Annotated in this window: 18 protein-coding genes; 13 read left to right on the top strand and 5 right to left on the bottom strand. The window is 40.2% G+C overall.

Annotated features, from left to right (window positions below):
• Positions 1-232: 232 nt before the first annotated feature.
• The 5 genes from BUA60_RS03675 (at position 233) to BUA60_RS03655 (ending at position 4,482) form a co-directional block, all read left to right on the top strand.
• Positions 233-709 carry a CAP domain-containing protein gene (locus BUA60_RS03675; RefSeq protein ID WP_072860358.1) on the top strand — a complete coding sequence of 159 codons (477 nt, stop codon included), beginning with the start codon at positions 233-235 and terminating at the stop codon, positions 707-709.
• Between the two features lie 126 nt (positions 710-835).
• Positions 836-1,381 (top strand): 3-hydroxyanthranilate 3,4-dioxygenase, encoded by a 546-nt coding sequence (locus BUA60_RS03670; protein ID WP_072860357.1) that lies wholly within the window; start codon positions 836-838, stop codon positions 1,379-1,381.
• Between the two features lie 151 nt (positions 1,382-1,532).
• The gene (amaB, locus tag BUA60_RS03665; RefSeq protein WP_072860356.1) at positions 1,533-3,086 is read left to right on the top strand and encodes an L-piperidine-6-carboxylate dehydrogenase; all 1,554 of its coding nucleotides are present in this window, start codon (positions 1,533-1,535) and stop codon (positions 3,084-3,086) included.
• A 628-nt stretch (positions 3,087-3,714) separates the two neighbouring features.
• A complete protein-coding gene (locus BUA60_RS03660; RefSeq protein WP_072860355.1) occupies positions 3,715-3,912 on the top strand; it encodes a hypothetical protein in 198 nt (65 codons plus the stop codon).
• Positions 3,913-3,930: 18 nt separating this feature from the next.
• A complete protein-coding gene (locus BUA60_RS03655) occupies positions 3,931-4,482 on the top strand; it encodes a hypothetical protein (RefSeq protein ID WP_072860354.1) in 552 nt (183 codons plus the stop codon).
• A gap of 155 nt (positions 4,483-4,637) precedes the next feature.
• Here BUA60_RS03655 and BUA60_RS03650 read toward each other — a convergent pair whose 3' ends face one another.
• Together BUA60_RS03650 and BUA60_RS03645 are read right to left on the bottom strand one after the other, a co-directional pair.
• Positions 4,638-5,636: an acyl-ACP desaturase gene (locus tag BUA60_RS03650; protein ID WP_072860353.1), complete on the bottom strand. Its 999-nt coding sequence runs from the start codon at positions 5,634-5,636 to the stop codon at positions 4,638-4,640.
• A 63-nt stretch (positions 5,637-5,699) separates the two neighbouring features.
• Complete coding sequence (locus BUA60_RS03645) at positions 5,700-6,425, bottom strand: metallophosphoesterase (protein WP_072860352.1); 726 nt, start codon at positions 6,423-6,425, stop codon at positions 5,700-5,702.
• Between the two features lie 411 nt (positions 6,426-6,836).
• Here BUA60_RS03645 and BUA60_RS03640 point away from each other — a divergent pair, with 411 nt between their 5' ends.
• Together BUA60_RS03640 and BUA60_RS03635 are read left to right on the top strand one after the other, a co-directional pair.
• A complete protein-coding gene (locus tag BUA60_RS03640; protein WP_072860351.1) occupies positions 6,837-9,389 on the top strand; it encodes an adenosylcobalamin-dependent ribonucleoside-diphosphate reductase in 2,553 nt (850 codons plus the stop codon).
• A gap of 120 nt (positions 9,390-9,509) precedes the next feature.
• Positions 9,510-10,457, top strand: a complete 948-nt coding sequence (locus BUA60_RS03635; RefSeq protein WP_072860350.1) for a carbohydrate kinase family protein — start codon at positions 9,510-9,512, stop codon at positions 10,455-10,457.
• A gap of 21 nt (positions 10,458-10,478) precedes the next feature.
• Here the strand turns inward: BUA60_RS03635 and BUA60_RS03630 are convergent, their stop codons facing one another.
• The 3 genes from BUA60_RS03630 to BUA60_RS22960 form a co-directional block, all read right to left on the bottom strand.
• Positions 10,479-11,615, bottom strand: coding sequence for an ATP-binding protein (locus BUA60_RS03630; protein WP_072860349.1), 1,137 nt, complete (start codon positions 11,613-11,615; stop codon positions 10,479-10,481).
• Positions 11,612-12,385, bottom strand: coding sequence for an SDR family NAD(P)-dependent oxidoreductase (locus BUA60_RS03625; protein WP_072860348.1), 774 nt, complete (start codon positions 12,383-12,385; stop codon positions 11,612-11,614). Before BUA60_RS03625 ends, BUA60_RS03630 begins: the two co-directional genes overlap by 4 nt.
• A 62-nt stretch (positions 12,386-12,447) precedes the next feature.
• Positions 12,448-12,594, bottom strand: coding sequence for a hypothetical protein (locus tag BUA60_RS22960; protein WP_178346960.1), 147 nt, complete (start codon positions 12,592-12,594; stop codon positions 12,448-12,450).
• A gap of 337 nt (positions 12,595-12,931) precedes the next feature.
• Between BUA60_RS22960 and BUA60_RS03620 the strand changes: the two genes are divergently transcribed.
• The 6 genes from BUA60_RS03620 (at position 12,932) to BUA60_RS03595 (ending at position 19,508) form a co-directional block, all read left to right on the top strand.
• A complete protein-coding gene (locus BUA60_RS03620) occupies positions 12,932-13,933 on the top strand; it encodes an AAA family ATPase (protein WP_031445757.1) in 1,002 nt (333 codons plus the stop codon).
• A gap of 88 nt (positions 13,934-14,021) precedes the next feature.
• Positions 14,022-14,888: a DUF58 domain-containing protein gene (locus BUA60_RS03615; RefSeq protein WP_072860347.1), complete on the top strand. Its 867-nt coding sequence runs from the start codon at positions 14,022-14,024 to the stop codon at positions 14,886-14,888.
• Between the two features lie 5 nt (positions 14,889-14,893).
• The gene (locus BUA60_RS03610) at positions 14,894-16,549 is read left to right on the top strand and encodes a hypothetical protein (protein WP_072860346.1); all 1,656 of its coding nucleotides are present in this window, start codon (positions 14,894-14,896) and stop codon (positions 16,547-16,549) included.
• Positions 16,550-17,548 (top strand): vWA domain-containing protein, encoded by a 999-nt coding sequence (locus tag BUA60_RS03605; protein WP_072860345.1) that lies wholly within the window; start codon positions 16,550-16,552, stop codon positions 17,546-17,548.
• 51 nt (positions 17,549-17,599) lie between these two features.
• Positions 17,600-18,637: a VWA domain-containing protein gene (locus BUA60_RS03600; RefSeq protein ID WP_072860344.1), complete on the top strand. Its 1,038-nt coding sequence runs from the start codon at positions 17,600-17,602 to the stop codon at positions 18,635-18,637.
• Between the two features lie 13 nt (positions 18,638-18,650).
• Positions 18,651-19,508 carry a tetratricopeptide repeat protein gene (locus BUA60_RS03595; protein ID WP_072860343.1) on the top strand — a complete coding sequence of 286 codons (858 nt, stop codon included), beginning with the start codon at positions 18,651-18,653 and terminating at the stop codon, positions 19,506-19,508.
• Positions 19,509-19,512 lie beyond the last annotated feature (4 nt).

Here is a 19,512-nt window from a genome sequence, read left to right as displayed (position 1 = left end):
CTAATCCAAATACTATATGTATTATAATAATAATGTTTGAGTTTATTATTTAAGTAATCTTTGGATTACAGATTTTAATACGAGCTATGCATTTCGTCGAATAAATCACTTAATTAGACTGCTTACTAAATAAATTTTTTAATATTACAACTGTTGGTTACGAGACGCCAATAACGAGAACACAAGAATTCCCCATTCTTCCCTTTCTTCCTACTTACAAATAGAACATTATATGAAAATGAAATTGCATTATTTTGTAATGCTTTTGTTCGCATTTGTAGTAGCCTCTTGCAGCACAGAGTCTATTGAGCCGGCAAATATTCCCGAAGTCGAAAATGCGGTTGAAGTGGAGCAGGAATTACTTGGGATCGTTAACGACCATCGTATTTCCCTAGGATATAACGATCTGGATTTTAGCACAGTAGCGTATGATTACGCTAACAAGCATACAGATTATATGATAGCCAAAGGCTCTATCAACCATGACAATTTTAGCGCCCGGGCATCGGATATTTCCCAAGCAGTAAATGCATCTTTTGTCTCCGAAAATGTGGCGAAGGACTATGATTCTGCCCTAGAGGCTTTTCAAAAATGGTTGGCCAGTTCCGACCACAGAAAAACTATGGAAGGGGAATTTACCCACACCGCGGTAAGTGTAAAGAGAAATACCGACGGCACTCTATATTTTACACAACTCTTCTATAGATAGTCTTCTTAAAAGCAGTTTTCTTTTATTATTTTTGATGTTAAACCGCGTTTTAATATTTGACAGCACGTCAGTTGCTTTCAATATTTAATGGGCGGCAGCATAATATTAACTTCAATATAATATACTATGTCCATAAAGCAACCTTTCAATCTAAATAAATGGATTTCCGAGAATAGGGATACTTTAAAACCTCCCGTAGGAAATAAGAACCTGTACACGGAATCGGGAGACTACATTGTTATGGTTGTTGCCGGCCCCAATGCTAGAAAAGATTATCATTACAATGAAACAGAGGAACTGTTTTATCAATTGGAAGGTAATATTGAGGTTCATATTCAAGAAAACGGCCAAAAAAAAACGATGCAGTTGGGACCTGGGGATATGTACCTGCACCCTGCGAAAATACCTCATTCCCCGGTTAGAAAAGAAGGGTCCATAGGTCTGGTAATAGAACGCAAACGTGCCGATATGAACATTGATGATGGCTTACTGTGGTTTTGCGATAACTGCAACAATAAACTTTATGAAGTATACTTCACGCTAAATAATATTGAAAAGGACTTTTTGGGGCATTTTAAGACCTTCTATGGTTCGGAAGAACTTAGAACCTGCAGTAATTGCGGCACTGTAATGCCCGTTGATGAAAGATTTATTGCCAAGGAAGACCAATAAGTTGCCTTCTTTTTCCAATATTGACTCCTATAAGCTAAGTTGGGCCTAAACCGCAGATCCTACTGTAAACATTTATGGATAGTTACGCCCTAGACTGCCCATTAATTTGTAAATTTGAAAAATATAACAATTAACGATAAAATAGTTATAAATGTCAAAGATTGCACAGGAATTTGGAATCCATGAAGCCTTGAAAAAATTAGGCGTCGAAGCTATAAATAATGGAACCTCTACGGGTTCCAATAATTTTTCTTCTGGAGGCGAGTTAAGTTCGTATTCCCCAGTTGATGGTGCCCTAATTGGTAAAGTAAGAACTACCTCCAAAGAGGACTATGAAAAAGTAATGGGGGCGGCCACCAATGCATTTAAAATTTGGAGAACAAAACCCGCACCCCAAAGGGGAGAAATAGTGAGGCAGTTTGGCGATAGACTAAGGGAACTAAAGGAACCTTTGGGAAAGTTGGTTTCCTATGAAATGGGAAAATCATATCAGGAAGGATTGGGAGAGGTGCAGGAGATGATAGATATCTGTGATTTCGCAGTGGGCCTATCCAGACAATTGCACGGACTTACCATGCACTCCGAAAGACCAGGACATAGAATGTACGAACAATATCATCCATTAGGGGTGGTTGGCATAATCTCGGCGTTCAATTTTCCAGTGGCCGTATGGGCCTGGAATACCGCCTTGGCGTGGATATCTGGAGATGTCTGTGTTTGGAAACCAAGTGAAAAAACACCCTTATGCGGTGTGGCCTGTCAAAATATAGCGGCAACAGTTTTTAAAGAAAATAACCTTCCCGAAGGTATTTCCTGTTTGATCAATGGCGATTATAAGGTAGGTGAATTTATGACCCATGACAAAAGGGTACCTCTAGTATCTGCCACAGGATCTATTCGCATGGGAAAAATCGTGGCCCAGGCAGTAGCAGCCCGACTTGGAAAATCGCTCCTGGAACTTGGTGGAAACAATGCCATTATTGTAACCCCGGATGCCGACATAAAAATGACCGTAATAGGAGCTGTTTTTGGGGCCGTTGGTACGGCTGGACAACGTTGTACCTCTACACGAAGATTAATTATACACGACTCGATTTATAGCAAGGTAAAAGAAGCGATTGTTACCGCCTACAAACAATTGCGGATAGGCAATCCACTGGATCAGAAAAACCATGTAGGCCCATTGATTGATACCGATGCCGTAAGTATGTACCAAAAGGCCCTTAAGAAAGTGGTGGAAGAAGGAGGCAAGCTAATTGTTGAGGGAGGTGTACTGGAAGGGGAAGGATATGAAAGCGGATGTTATGTAAAACCAGCCATTGCCGAAGCAAACAACAATTTTGAGATCGTACAACACGAGACCTTTGCACCAGTACTCTACCTACTAAAATATTCCGGAGACGTAGAAAATGCCATTGACATACAAAACGGGGTTGTCCAAGGACTATCCTCGGCCATAATGACAAATAATCTGCGGGAAGCCGAGCGATTTTTATCCGCGCAAGGAAGCGATTGTGGCATTGCCAATGTGAATATTGGAACTTCCGGTGCTGAAATAGGAGGAGCTTTTGGCGGAGAAAAAGAAACTGGTGGAGGGCGTGAATCCGGCTCGGATGCCTGGAAAATCTATATGCGAAGACAGACCAACACCATCAATTACACTACCGAATTGCCTTTGGCACAAGGTATAAAGTTCGATCTTTAAGATTAAGAGCAATAAAAAAACCCGCTATGTTCTGGATATAAACCAGAACATAGCGGGTTTTAAACTAACCAACCAAATTACATCCTGAAGAATAGCTCTATACTCCAAGACAAAACCTTAATATCTAATGGTTAGATATAATATAAACCCGTAGCCACTTGAAAATTTCCCCTCCCCCCGAATAGGTCCATTAGAAATAGCTGCGGGTTTAACCAAACTAACTCAAATAATTATGGTGAAAAAGACCTATTTCAATGCCGGAACTTAGTCGGGAGAAATAAGGTCTTTGTTATTCTAATATTTACGCTAAAGTCTACATTTAGTTCCATGTTTAAAAGCAAAACTATATGGATGGTAATAAAATGTGTATAATTGGTAAATTTTACAACTACTGCCCTTGATTTCCATGCCCATCTTCCACGTTTAAAGTTGTTTAACATAGGATAAAACAATTTTTCCCACCAGCCTTAAACAACATTATCCTACTATATTTTAGCCAAGGAAAGTAAACTGCCCATAACAGCATTATTTTTTGCTAACTACTTGAAACGGAATATTTAATAACATTTTTTTAACATTTAAGCGAATTTTTTAATACATTTAGAAAAAACCCATATAGCTATCCGAAATGTCTAAGAAAACAACCAATTTATTGGGTATTGTTATTGCCATTGTTGCCGGAACCTATTTTAACCTCATGTTGTGCAATACGTGCATCACCGAAGCAGAGGATACTCCCTCGGTTGAAAACACAGAAGAGGTTGCTAATAATAGCCTGCTGGCAGAGAAAAAAAATGAGCTTCAGAACCTTGATAAAAACAACTAACCCAAAACAATAAAACACATGGAAAACCTAAGTATTTGGTGCTGGTTTATACCTGCCGTAGTAGGTGTGGTCTGCGCACTATTTGGCTACTTAATCGGAAAGGGCACCAATTCCCAAATAGGCCCTACTTCAGAATTGGATATATTAAAGGATAAAAACGCAAAATTGGAAACCGATTTGGCACAATGCAAGAAACAATTATCCCAAAAAGTAGAGCTTGTTGTTCCGGATGAACCCGTTGCCCCAATAGTTGCCGCTGAAGCCCTACTTCCATTTAATGCACAGGCAGCAAAAGCCGCCCTCGGGAAAACTGTAAAACGGGACGACCTAAGGATTGTGGAAGGCATTGGACCTAAAATTCAGCAACTTTTCAATTCCTTTAATATTAAAACCTGGAAAGATTTGTCCGAAACTGCCGTTGCCAAATGTCAGGAAATACTGGACAGTGGAGGAGCCCGTTATAAAATTCACGACCCAGCATCCTGGCCTATGCAAGCCAAAATGGCCTATGAAGGTAAATGGAAAGAATTGCACAAATGGCAGGAAGAACACAAAAGAGGAAAACTTTAGACCCTACGGTCGGTCCTCTTCATACTGTAACTCAGCTATACTTGAAGGTCTTTTTAACACACCATTAAATCTATGGCCTATTGGAAAAAAATACAATGAAAAACGCCCCACTTATGACATAAGTGGGGCGTTAGTGCCTTTTAATACTCTATTTGCTAGACCATTCTTCCGTTGGCTTCCACCCACTTGAACCTATAGTTGTCCTCGGGAAATTTCATCCTACTGGCAATTCGCTCCAATCTATCAGGAAGTTTCATTAAATAATCCCTTGCCCTTTCCGCATCATCATTTAGGCTTCTAATGCTATCCAATTCCCAATAACTATTCAATTTTTTCAAAATGTCTATATAGTCCTGAGCAGTGTAAACCCCTAATCTTTGGGCACAATTGGAAAAATTCTCAAACGCAGTACCTATGTTTCCGCCTGACTCCCTTAAGAAATGGGCCGGCATTACAATTTTTTTCTTCATCATATCGGCAAAGGCCAACATCATCTGACTTGGGTCATTTTCAAATATAACCTTAACAAATTCCCTATAGGCCAAATGATGGCGCATCTCGTCTCCTGCAATAATGGTACACATTTTACCAAGAAGCGTATTGCCTCCCTTTTTACACATTTGACCTACCCTTTTGTGTGAAATATTGGTGGCCAACTCTTGAAAAGAGGTATAAACAAAGTTTTTATAAGGATCTCTATCCGTACCTATATCAAAACCATCGGCAATAAGATGCTGAGTGGTTATTTCCATTTCCCTCATATTGACCCTTCCGGCCAAATAAAGATATTTGTTAAGCACATCACCATGTCTATTTTCCTCAGCGGTCCAATGACGCACCCACTTGGACCAACCATTCTTGTTTTCACCATGTTGATCTATTCCTTCTACGTCCATAAGCCAAGATTCGTAGGTAGGCAATGCCTCCTCGGTAATGGTATCGGCTACCAAGGTGACCCAAAGATCATACCCCAATTCCTTGGCTTCCTCACGTATCTGGGTTACGTGATCCATAAAGCCTTCACTTTGTGTGTCAGGTAAAAAATCCGTGGGTTGCCAAATGTCTTGTATTGGAATAAGGTACTGGTCTATAAAACCATCCACCTTACCCTCAATGGACTTCATCACTTCTATTCTAACGTTCTTATTAGACATTCTTCAAATTTTATGTAAATATCCTTAATAATCTTGATAATCTGTACCTCTAAACGGTAAATTTTAGTTTCTTCCCATTTCGGTGGGATAAAACAAATATACCGGATCACTTTGCCAATATTGCTTGGAACCAACATCCATAATCGTCAATGGCCCCCTAAAGGCCGCCCCTGTGTCCACATTCCAAATATTGGCAGCATTCTTTGGCGTGGTCCTACCAATCCTTGTTACCGGGGTATGGCCAATAAAAATCTCCTTGTAATGTGTTAACCTTTGAGGGTAAATTTCATCCTCTTTGGTCAATGATGGGTCTAAAGACAATGCCAATTCCCAAAGGGTCCTATCCCAATAAAAGGTTTTGGTAAAATACTCATGGTCCACACCCCTTAAGTTAGTAAATCCTGCGTGGATAAACAAGCGATTTTCGGAGTCCAGAATATAATTATCCAAATTATCGTAAAATTGAATATGGGCTTCCCTTATTTCATCCCCAACCGACCGATACGAGTTTTGGGTAGCAGTACCTCCATGTTGCAGCCAAACAGGGTTATGATCGCCACTTTTCAACCAATCATTGCATAGTTCATCGTGATTTCCCCTTATGAACGAGCATTTATGCGTAAGCCTAAGCTCCATTAAAAAATTGACCGTATTCACGGCATCACTCCAACCATCCACATAATCGCCCAAAAAAATAAGATGGTCACTGGGACTCACTTTTGCCCTTTCCAATACTTGCTTCAAGGCCTTTAACCCAGAATGCAGGTCTCCGATTACCAATGTTCTCATTTGGCAAAAATCGCAAATACCACTTTAATATCCATGGCAAAAGGACCTAAAATTGGATTTACCCGAATAATTTAAGTAACTATCCCAAAACCAATAGAAAATTAGATGCTACCTATAGACCCCAAAAAAGACTAAATCAAACAAAAACATATCCGCCAAAACAAAAGGCCTACAAGGCATTTAGTGCAAGAATTTTTATTCAGGACGGCAACATTCACAAAATAAAATTTAATAAAAAGTATAATTTATTTGTTAACTTTTTCCTGTTGATAAATCTTTAATTAATTCATTTTCAATTATTTGAATCATTTTTCTTGTAAACTTTCATGATATTTATCATGTTTTACCTTCTATTTTTTTTAATACTTTTGTTCTTTATTCCATTTGTATTACAACCTAAAAAATCATTATATGCCAACAAAAATCGCCCAAGGACCACAAAAGACCTACAGTCAGGAAGAAGCCTTTAATGCTTCGTTAAAATATTTTAAAGGTGATGACCTTGCGGCCAGGGTATGGGTAAATAAATATGCCCTGAAAGATTCCGAAGGAAACATTTACGAGCTAACCCCTGATGATATGCACCACAGGATAGCCAAGGAGATTTCCAGAATTGAACAAAAATACCCAAACCCTCTCAATGAAGAACAAGTTTTTGACCTGATCAAAAATTTTAAATATATAGTCCCCCAAGGTAGCCCAATGGCGGGCATTGGCAATCCTTTTCAAATTGCATCCCTGTCCAACTGCTTTGTAATAGGCAATGAGGGCCAGTCCGATTCGTACGGGGGAATCATGAAAATAGACCAAGAACAAGTACAGCTCATGAAGCGCCGCGGTGGCGTTGGTCATGACCTATCCCATATACGCCCCAAGGGGTCGCCGGTAAAGAACTCGGCCCTTACCTCAACTGGCTTGGTCCCATTTATGGAAAGATATTCCAATACTACTAGGGAAGTAGCCCAAGATGGCAGAAGGGGAGCCCTAATGTTATCGGTCTCTATAAACCACCCGGATGCAGAAGATTTTATAGATGCTAAAATGGAACAGGGCAAGGTAACGGGAGCCAATGTATCCGTTAGAATGGATGATGATTTTATGAAGGCCGTTGAAAGTGGACAACCCTATACCCAAAAATTTCCTGTTCAAAGCCCAAACCCTAAGGTTTCCAAAACAATAGACGCCCAAAAATTATGGGGCAAAATAGTCCATAACGCATGGCAATCGGCAGAACCTGGAATTTTGTTTTGGGACACCATAATTAAGGAATCCGTACCGGATTGTTATTCAGATTTGGGTTATAACACCGTGTCTACCAATCCCTGTGGAGAAATTCCGCTTTGTCCATATGATTCCTGCCGCTTGTTGGCCATTAATCTCTTCTCCTATGTAGACCAGCCCTTTACAGATAATGCCTCTTTCGATTTTAAACTATTTAAGGAACATATTGCTGCGGCCCAGCGCATTATGGACGATATTATTGACCTTGAATTGGAGAAGGTAGATGTAATACTGAAAAAAATAAAAGCGGATCCGGAATTGGAGGACACCAAGGCCGTGGAATTCAACCTATGGAACAAGATCAAAGAAAAGGCCGAGCAGGGGCGCCGAACCGGAATCGGAATTACAGCCGAAGGGGATATGCTGGCGGCACTTGGTTTGCGTTATGGAAGTGAAGAGGCCAACAAATTTTCAATTGAAGTACATAAGACCATTGCCTTGGAAGCCTACAGGGCCTCGGTACATACCGCCAAAGATAGAGGGGCCTTTCAAATTTTTGATGCGGAAAGGGAAAAGAACAACCCCTTTATCCTAAGACTGAAGGAAGCCGATGAAAAACTGTATTATGAAATGTTGGAATACGGCCGAAGAAATATTGCACTATTGACCATAGCACCAACCGGCACCACGAGTTTAATGACCCAAACCACCTCTGGAATAGAACCGGTTTTCCTACCGGTTTACAAACGACGTAGAAAAGTTAATCCTAATGACAAGGATGTCCGTATTGATTTTGTGGATGAAGTTGGGGATTCTTGGGAAGAATATTTGGTATTCCACCATAAATTCAAACAATGGATGTCCGTCAAGGGAATTGATACCGAAAAAAATTATTCCCAGGAGGAGTTACAGAAAATTGTAGAAAGTTCCCCGTATTTCAAGGCTACTTCCAATGATGTGGATTGGCTGAGCAAAGTTCGTTTACAAGGTGCTGTTCAGAAGTGGGTAGACCATAGCATAAGTGTTACCATAAACCTTCCCAACGATGTGTCCGAAGAATTGGTGGGTAAACTCTACTTGGAAGCTTGGAAAGCAGGTTGCAAGGGTGTCACTGTTTACCGGGATGGTTCCAGATCTGGGGTATTGATCTCCAATGATTCAAAAAAATCGGAAAATGAGGAATCCCTAACCCTTTTCTCCACAAAACGTCCCCAAATTTTGGAAGCCGATGTAGTGCGACTTCAAAACAACAAGGAAAAATGGATTGCTTTCATTGGCCTGATCAACGACCAACCCTATGAAATTTTCACTGGTATGGCCGATGACGAGGACGGTATACTAATTCCTAGGTGGGTAAATAACGGATTAATTATAAAAAGTAGGAACGAGGACGGTTCTTCGCGTTATGATTTTCAGTACAAGAACAAGCGTGGATATAAAACAACCATTGAGGGATTATCCCATAAATTTAACCCGGAATATTGGAACTATGCCAAATTAATATCGAGCACCCTACGCCATGGCATGCCAATAGAAAAAGTGGTAGACCTCATCAACAGTCTACAACTGGATAGCGAATCCATCAATACTTGGAAAAATGGTGTTGCAAGGGCCCTTAAGAGATACGTTGCCGATGGTACGGAGGCCAAGGGACAAAAATGTGATTCCTGTAATTCCAAAAATCTGATTTATCAAGAAGGATGCCTCACCTGTAAGGATTGTGGTTCGTCCAAATGCGGATAACCCAGTAAAAAAGACTAATTATAGCCTAAAAGTTACGTCCCTAAATGCAGGCATTTGGGGACGTTTTTAGCATTACTGCATTTTTCTATCTATTTTAGATAAATCAATTAAAGCCAAAGAATGAAAAACGTTTTCTGTATAGGGGAATTATTAATAGATTTTGTAGCGGAAAAGCAAGGTAGCGATCTATCAAAAGCCAATAATTTTACAAAAAAAGCAGGCGGTGCCCCGGCAAATGTAGCATCGGCAATAGCCAAACTGGGAGGCAAAAGCTTTTTCATTGGCTGTGTAGGCAAAGATCCCTTTGGTACTTTCCTGATCAATACCTTAACGGAAGGACAGGTGGACGTATCCCTGTCACAACGGTCCGACACTTTCACTACCCTGGCCTTTGTTTCCATAGCAGAGGATGGGGAACGCGATTTTGTTTTTAGCCGTGGAGCCGACAAAGAATTAAAATACGATCGCCGTTTAAGCAAGCTATTTAAAGATCAAATTGTGCATTTTGGAGCCGCTACCTCATTCTTGGGGGGCCATCTGGAAGAGGCTTATTCACTATATCTCCAAGAAGCCGTATCCAACAACAGTTTTATTTCCTTCGACCCTAATTTTAGGGCGGATCTGTGGAAAGGAACGGAAGCCATATTTGTTCAAAAATGCATCCCATTTATAGAAAAATCCCATCTCTGCAAATTTAGTTTGGAAGAGGCCCAATTGCTTTCAGGAAAGGAAAATTTGGAGGAAGCATGTGCTTTTTTACATAAGTTGGGCTCCAAAATTATTACGATCACCCTAGGTGGGGAAGGCACCTATTTAAGTACACCGGCAGTTAAAAAAATAATTCCAAGCATAAAGGTAAGTCCTATTGATACCACTGGTGCCGGAGATGCATTTATTGGATGTTTGTTAAAACAAATTGCCCTGACCACCAATCTGGACACGCTTACATCCGGTTCCGAACCTTTGGAAAATATGGTTCAACAAGCCAATAAGGCAGGTGCAATTACGACCACCAACTATGGGGCCATAGAATCCTTGCCCACCCAACAACAATTAAACCAACTATAAAAATCCACTGACCGGCAATTCCTAATTATATTTCATCTTTCTAATAATACGGAGGGATTCTTTAATAGATTGATACACAGGAAGATTATATTTCTTCATTATAGGCTTGGCGTTTTCCATAATATCCTTGGCTTCTTCAAAACCATTTACATAGCATATTAAAAAAGTATCGGATAACAAGTCCAAGTCCCTTACCTCATTTGGAGTCAATGGAGTTTCCTTTTCAATTTTCTTAATTACGGCCACATTGGCGTTGTATATATGATGAAGTGTTTTCTTATCATATAAGGGAGGTTCAAATATTAAATCGCTTTGAATGGTATAGGTTCCATTATCCAGAAATGTAATGACTACTTTTTCCAAGGGATAATATTTTTGTTGGGTACTTAGCCCCAACTGCACATATTCTATGGTAGTAAAGGAATTTTCATCATAGGATATAGTAATTTCATCGAATTCAGAAAAAAACAACTTTACTTGTTCATTGATCAATTCGATGTCGACACGGGAATAATAGGTTTCGGTTTTGACTTTTTTCTGATGCCCCGCCCAACAAACCACAAATTGCTCCTTAAAAACCTTATAATTACTGGTAAGATCCTTATGCCTTTCGTTTAAAAAATCGATTACGCCATCCAAGGTAAGCTCAATGTTGTTTTTGGCATGCTTTTCTATGGTTGCCACAATATCCGCATTTACATCCGTCAACTCAATTCCATAGGCTTTTGGCATACTTATGCTTCCGTCCCTAAAGAATACCGACCCCCCGTAATACTTCCAGATGTTCTTTCTCAATGAACAAACCTTCCCATTGGATTTTATGGTTACCAAACCCACTACTTTTCCCATGGGCAAATGCGGAAATGGAATGTTTTCATAGGTAATCCGAGGGGGGTTGTCCAAATAGGCGTTTACCAAATTCTGAATCTTGCTGTCATCAAAAAAATCGACTCCTACAATTTCATTGTCTTCGTCCTCGACCCCGATAACTATAAAAGAATTGTTTTTAGGATTACTATTGGCAAGTGCACAGACATGCTTTAAAAATTTGGCCTTACCCTCCCTCTGCCCAATATCTATAAATCGCTTTTTATCATAAAAGCTATTTTCGTCATTATGGGCCAGTAGGTTTTTTACGAGTAGGCGTTTATTGATCATAATTCCTTATTGACAATAGTAGCACTCGCTTGTGCCGTAGGCAAAATTAATAAATCTGCTATATTAACATGGGAGGGCCTAGTAACCATAAAATGGATTACATCCGCAATATCTTCCGGCTGCAACGGCTTATACCCCTTGTAGGTGGCCTCGGCCCTACCATCGTCTCCTTTAAACCTTACCTTGCTAAATTCCGTTTCCACCAATCCAGGGTTAATGGCCCCAACGCGAATGCCATATTTGTTTAAATCTATTCTCATCCCTTGATTTATGGCATCCACAGCATATTTACTAGCGCAATACACATTCCCCATAGGATACACTTCCTTTCCTGCAATAGAACCAATGTTGATAATATGTCCCGATTTTTTTTTGATCATGCCTGGCATAATGGCCTTGGAAACATACAAAAGGCCCTTGACGTTAATGTCCAACATGGCCTCCCAATCATCCAAACTTCCTTCCTCTATGGAGTCCAGACCATGGGCATTACCGGCATTATTGATTAAAATATCAATATTGGAAAACTCCTCCGGAAGGGAAGCAATAGCTTCAAAAACCGTGTTTTTATCCCGTACATCAAATTCCAAAATGAAAACCTTGGTATGTCTGGACAGTTCCTTTTTAAGTTCGTTCAATCGCTTTTTTCTCCTGCCACAAATAACCAAATTAATCTTATTGGCGGCAAAGATTTTAGCGGTTGCAAGTCCAATTCCGCTTGTGGCCCCGGTTATAAATGCTGTTGGTTTCTCATTAAAGGTTGTACTCATAAAAAAGTTCTTTGTTTTATTTCTAACAATGTCGCTTGGCTGCAACCATTATTCCTATTGTCCTATGCCGGTATCATGGAAACAACACCCAAGTTTTCTTTAAAATGTCCATATCCGGAGCATTCAAAATATGAATCATCTGTATAGGACAGATGGTCATTAAAACCTAAATCTTGCGCCCAGATATCAGCTGCGGAAAGGTTATTCAAAATAAACGGTTTACTGCCCAATGAAACCTAAATTTAGGTCTAATTAAAAGTGGTGTTTTTCCCCTGTTTAAAAATGATCGATCAACACAAACCTTCCCCCGCAAGGAATCATCTTACCCCAATCGCTACAACTAACTGTCCCTGCAATGATTTTGAAATAAGATGTTTTATTTTTCATATGTTTGTGAAATTATGAATAATTCCCTTAAATAGTTCATAAAACTGGACCCATTGCTTAACTTTTAACCATACATTAACAGCCAATAACTAAATAAATTTTCAATTTGCATCCACTTTTGGAGTAAACCACTGTAAACAAAACAAAACAAAGGATTATATGGAAGAAAATACTTCGGTAGATATCAGTGCCGTGAACGAGAAAATTGCCCAGGAGAGTGCTTTTATAGACCTACTTATTTTAGAAATGAATAAGGTAATCGTAGGACAAAAACATATGGTTGAACGATTGCTCATTGGACTTTTAGGGCAGGGCCATATTCTTCTGGAAGGTGTACCCGGTTTAGCCAAAACCTTAGCGATAAATACCTTGGCAAAAGCAGTGCAAGGAAGCTTTAGTAGAATTCAGTTCACTCCAGATCTTCTACCTGCAGACGTTGTTGGAACTATGATCTACAACATGAAATTGAACGATTTTTCAATTAAGAAAGGTCCCATATTCGCCAATTTTGTTCTGGCAGATGAAATTAACCGTGCTCCTGCAAAAGTGCAATCCGCCCTTTTGGAAGCCATGCAGGAAAAGCAAGTAACCATAGGCGACGAAACTTTTACATTGGACAAGCCCTTTCTGGTTATGGCTACCCAAAACCCGGTGGAACAAGAAGGAACGTACCCCCTACCGGAAGCCCAGGTGGATAGATTTATGTTAAAAACCGTTATTGATTACCCCAAACTTAGCGAGGAACAATTAATTATTAGGCAAAACCTTAAAGGTGCCTATGAAGAGGTAAAGCCAGTGGTTAGCGTTAAGCAGATTCTTAGTGCCCAAAAGGCGGTAAGGGATGTGTATATGGACGAGAAAATTGAAAAATACATTCTAGATATTGTTTTTGCCACCCGATACCCAGAGAAATATAATCTGGAAAGCCTAAAACCTTTGATTAGTTTCGGAGCTTCGCCAAGGGGTAGTATAAATTTAGCGGTTGCTGCCAAATGTTATGCCTTCATTAAAAGACGGGGCTATGTGGTACCTGAGGATGTAAGGGCAGTGATACATGACGTTTTGCGCCACAGGATTGGTATAACCTATGAGGCCGAGGCGGAAAACATTACTTCGGAAGAAATAATAAACAAGATCGTAAACGAAATTGAAGTACCTTAATCAGTCTACAGTTATCCGTATACAGCTTTTGGTCTTAATACCTTAAAACTGTAACCGAATACTTTTTACTGCAAACTGCAAACTGAAAATGGATACCAAGGAATTATTAAAAAAAGTTCGTAAGATCGAAATAAAGACGAGACGTCTTTCCGACCATATTTTTGGCGGGGAATACCACTCGACCTTTAAGGGTAGGGGTATGACTTTTAGTGAGGTTCGCCAATATCAATTCGGTGATGATGTTAGATCTATAGATTGGAACGTAACCGCACGCTATAATGAACCTTATGTAAAGGTATTTGAGGAGGAAAGGGAACTTACCATGATGCTCATGGTAGATGTGAGTGGTTCGGAACTTTTTGGTACCAGCAATCAGTTTAAAAAGGAAATAATTACAGAAATTTCTGCTACGCTGGCATTTTCGGCACTTCAGAACAATGATAAAGTTGGACTTCTTTTGTTTACCAATGAGGTGGAACTATACATTCCACCAAAAAAAGGAAAAAGTCATGCCCTTAGAATTATAAGGGAATTGTTGGAGTTCTCGCCCAAGAGTAGTGAGACCGATTTGGGAGCAGCCTTAAAATTCCTTACCAACGTAATGAAGAAGAAAGCAATTGTCTTTGTACTCTCGGATTTTATAACCGACGACTACCTTCAAACATTGCGTATTACGGGCAAAAAGCACGATCTTACCGGTATTAGGGTATTTGATGAAAGGGAGGAAACCATTCCAAATCTAGGCATGGTTCAAATGCAGGATGCCGAAACGGGTGCCATTCAATTGGTAAATACCCAGTCCAAAAAAGTAAGGATGGCCTATGGCAAACACTACAGTGAGCGCGTTGCCTATTTTCAGGAGACTTTTACCAAATCTGGTTGTGGGGTTTTGAGTTGTAGGGTGGATGAAAGTTATGTAAAGAAATTATTGGGCTATTTTAAGAGAAGAGGTTGATTTAAATGAGGAACTTAAATTTGAGCATTAAAAATAGTTATTCGTATTTATTACGATATATTACATGGTGTCTGCTATTTGCCTCGACACATGTTTTTTCCCAAAGTGCCCCCACCATTGTGTCAGGGGTGGATACTACTTATATAAAGATTGGGGAACAGATCAATTTTAAGGTCACCGTGGAAACAGATTCCACTGCACAGGTAATCTTCCCGGAAGGCCAGACCTTTTCGCCATTGGAAACCGTGGAAGCACTAAAGACCGATACGGTTAAAAAATTGGATAGGATGACCTTGCAAAAAATCTATGCCCTTACCCAATTTGATTCCGGTACCTATGTACTTCCAAGACAACAGATCATGGTGAACGGAAAACCATTTTTTACCGATTCCGTAAAAATTGATGTTGCTACCGTTCCGGTCGATACCTTGGCACAGAAGATGTACGATATAAAACCCCTTATCAATGTAGAAAAATCGAACGGGACCCTCTGGAAAATACTCCTTTGGATATTGGGCATCCTTATTTTGGCCGGGGCGGCCTTGTATTGGTTCGTTTTTAGAAAAAAACCGTTGAGCGAGGAGGAAAAAGTAGCCCTATTACCTCCTTTCGACCGTGCTATCCTTGGTTTAAAGCAATTGGAAAAATCTAAATATTTAATTCAGGACGATTATAAATCCTATTATTCCGAATTAACGGACATTGTGCGGTCCTATCTGGAAGAGGATGTTCATGTCACGGCATTGGAAAGTACCACGGACCAATTGATAGATAAATTGGAAATGATGAAGGATGCTGGACAGTTGAAACTGGACAACGAGACCATACAACAGTTCAAAAAGGTTTTACAGACCTCCGATTTGGTGAAATTTGCAAAATCCAAGCCGGAGTCCTCCGTAGCCGAACAGGACAGAAAATCTGTTGAACAGATTGTAATCAAGACCAAAGAGGCTATTCCAGAACCCACTGAAGAGGAATTATTGCAAAGGGAAGAGTACTTGGAGGAGCTGGAACGCAAGAAACAGAAGAAAAAAATAGTCATTGTTGCCGTCACCGCGGTCCTTGTACTTTTATTTTCCACTGTAGCAGCAATAGGTTACTACGGATTTGGACAGGTAAAGGATACCGTTTTGGGCCACCCTACCAAAGAATTATTGGAAGGGGAATGGGTACAAAGCGATTACGGTTTTCCTCCTATTAGTTTGCATACCCCCGAAGTCTTATTGCGCCAAGGGGTAAAACTGCCGCCAGAAGCCCAAGCTTCTATAAAAGAAATGCAGGCCTTTGCCTATAGGAGCTCCATAGGACTGTTTACCATTGGTGCCACCTCTATTACATTGGCACAACCGGAGGAGCCGGATTTTGAAAAGGCCTCCGAACAAATTTTGAAAAATTTTGAGAATCAAGGTGCCAAGAACATCATTACCAAGCAAGAACCTTTTTCTACCCTCTCTGGGGTAAAAGGGGTTAAACTGTACGGAAGTGGAAAATTTGCCGTGCCCGAATCCAAGGAATTGATCTCTGGAAACTATGTAGTCCTATTTTTTGGAGGAAAAGGTTTTCAGCAAAATGTAATCTTGACATGGTTGGAAGACGACCAATATGCAGACCAGATAGTAGACCGAATTTTGAACTCAGTAGAAGTAAAAACGAGCTTATAGATGTTTGAGAATATTTCCTTTGCGAACCCACAGTTTTTCTGGTTGTTTCTATTACTTCCAGTGGCAATGCTTTGGTATTTCCTCAAAAGAAAGGAACAGACCGCTTCCTTAAAAATGTCGAGCATTAAGGGCTTTCCCAAAGGTAGCATATTGCCCAAATTAAAACCTGCGCTATTTGCTATACGCTTATTGGCTTTGGCCGCAATCATAGTTGCCATGGCCAGACCGCAAACCGAGGATATCTCCACAAGGACCAAAACTACAAAAGGAATCGATATTGTAATGGCCATCGATGTTTCCTCCAGTATGTTGGCAAAAGATCTAAAACCGTATAGATTGGCAGCGCTTAAAAAAGTAGCGGCCGATTTTATTAACGAAAGACCAAACGATAGGATAGGTTTGGTGGCCTATGCAGGGGAAAGCTATACCAAAACGCCTATTACAAGTGATAAATCCATAGTCTTAAGGGCGTTGGACGAAATAACATATGGGCAATTAAATGATGGGACTGCTATTGGAATGGGACTTGCCACCTCTGTAAACAGACTAAAGGAGAGCAAGGCTTTGAGCAAAATAATTATTTTGCTTACAGATGGGGTAAACAATTCTGGCTTTATAGAGCCCCAAACAGCAGCAGATCTGGCAGTGGAGTTCGGCATTAAAACCTACACCATCGGTATTGGAACCAATGGCAATGCTATGACGCCCATAGCATATAACGCCGATGGATCCTTCAGGTATGGGATGCGGGAAGTAGAAATAGATGAAAGTCTGTTAAAATCTATTGCGGAAACAACCGGAGGGCAATATTTTAGGGCTACCGACAATAAAAAACTGGAGGCCATTTACGAGGAGATCAATAAGTTGGAAAAAACGGAAGTAGAGGAGTTCAAGTACTACAAATACGAAGAAAAATTTAGACCCTGGGTGTATTTGGCAGGGGTTTTGCTCTTGTTGGAATGGCTGGCAAGGAACACCTTTTATAGAAGTTTTATTTAAGATCAAGGAACTAGTTTTATAGGGATTTGATTTAAAAAGGATGAATACAAAATGATTCAGTTAGACGAAAAATCATATTTATATCTGTTGTCCATCATTCCGGTGATGGTGGTTCTTTTTGTGCTTCTTCAAATTTGGAAAAAAAGAACACAGAAAAAATTCGCGGACCTTGGCCTTCTAAAGCGATTGACTCCGGACAGATCCAATTTTAAATCCACTTTAAAATTAATTTTTATTCTATTGGGAATAGCCTCTTTAACAATGGCCTTGGTCAACCCAAAGATGGGTACCAAACTGGAAACCGTTAAAAGGGAAGGGGTCGATATAGTGTTTGCCGTAGATGTTTCCAAAAGTATGTTGGCCGAGGATATAGCCCCTAATAGACTGGAAAAGGCCAAACGTTTGGTTTCCGAAATTATCAATCAATTGGCGAGTGATAGAATTGGAATAATTGCATATGCCGGACAGGCATTTCCACAACTCCCAATAACGACCGATTATGGGGCCGCCAAAATGTTCCTGCAAAACATGAACACCGATATGCTTTCCTCACAAGGAACAGCTATTGATCAGGCCATTGAATTGGCATCGACCTATTATGACGATGAGGAACAAACCAACCGGGTACTTTTCATTATCTCGGACGGGGAGGACCATTCCGAAGGCAATGTAAGCAATGCCGTTGAGGACGCCACCAATGAAGGCATTAGGATATTTACCATTGGGGTAGGGAAAACAAAAGGAGCACCCATACCCCTAAAAAGAAACGGTATTGTTGAAAGCCTGAAAAAAGATAACCAAGGCGAAGTGGTCATTACAAAATTAAATGAAGATGTGCTCCAGGAAATTGCCGATGAGGGCAATGGAGAATACATAAACGGCGAAAACACGGATGAAGCCGTTGAATTTATTAAGGAGCAATTAAACCAAATGGACAAGAAAGAATTTGAGGCCAAACAATTTGCAGAATTCAAAGATCAGTTCCAGTGGTTTTTGGCCGCAGGGCTTTTATTCTTATTTTTAGACATTTTTGTCTTGGATAGAAAAACGAAGTGGCTTAAAAAATTGAATCTGTTTAACGAGCGATAAACGCAGAAGGATTATGAAAAAGATAGCATTTATCATTATTTTGATCGGAGGCCTTGTCCAAGCGCAGGAAGTGGACAAGGAAAAGGAAAAATCACTTAAACTTGCCAACAACTATACTTGGGAGGCAAATAAAGATCTGTCCGAAAGTAATTTTGTAAATGCCGAAGCCAACTATAGGAGGGCCATCTCCAAGAGTGCGGAAAACAGTATAGCTCCTTACAATTTAGGGAACGCCTATTACGAAAACGAAACCTATAGCGAAGCCTTTGGCAGGTTTAAGCAGGCGGGAGAAAATGCTACCAACAAAAAAGACAAGCACATGGCCTACCATAACATGGGCAATGTCTTTATGAAAAACAAAGAATACCAAAAAGCTGTAGATGCCTATAAGGAATCCTTAAGAAATGACCCTACGGATGAGGAGACACGTTACAATTTGGCGTTGGCCAAAGAAATGCTGAAAAAACAGCAGGATGAACAACAACAAAACGATCAGAATAAGGACGACCAAAACCAGGAAGACCAAAAAGATCAGCAGGACCAAAACCAGGATAAAAAGGAAGGGGATCAGAACGAAGATAATAAAGGAGACCAAGAAGAGGAGAACCAGGGCGACAAGAAGGAAGAGGGAGATAAAGGAGAGGAACAGAAAGAAGACAATAAAGAGGGTGAAGGAGAAGATGAAGAGAAAAACGACGAGCCCTATAAGGCAGAAGAGCAGAAGCAACAACAACCTAGACCTAACCAATTATCCCCCCAACAAGTGAAAAACCTATTGGAGGCCATGCAGAACGAGGAGAAAAAAGTACAGGAAAAAATTGATGCTCAAAAAGTAAAAGGTGCAAAAATCCAAAATGAAAAAGACTGGTAATACA

The organism is Arenibacter palladensis, assembly GCF_900129275.1.
Lineage (GTDB): Bacteria > Bacteroidota > Bacteroidia > Flavobacteriales > Flavobacteriaceae > Arenibacter > Arenibacter palladensis.
Note: the sequence above shows the minus strand (reverse complement) of the source record. Positions and strands in the feature narration are given on the sequence as shown.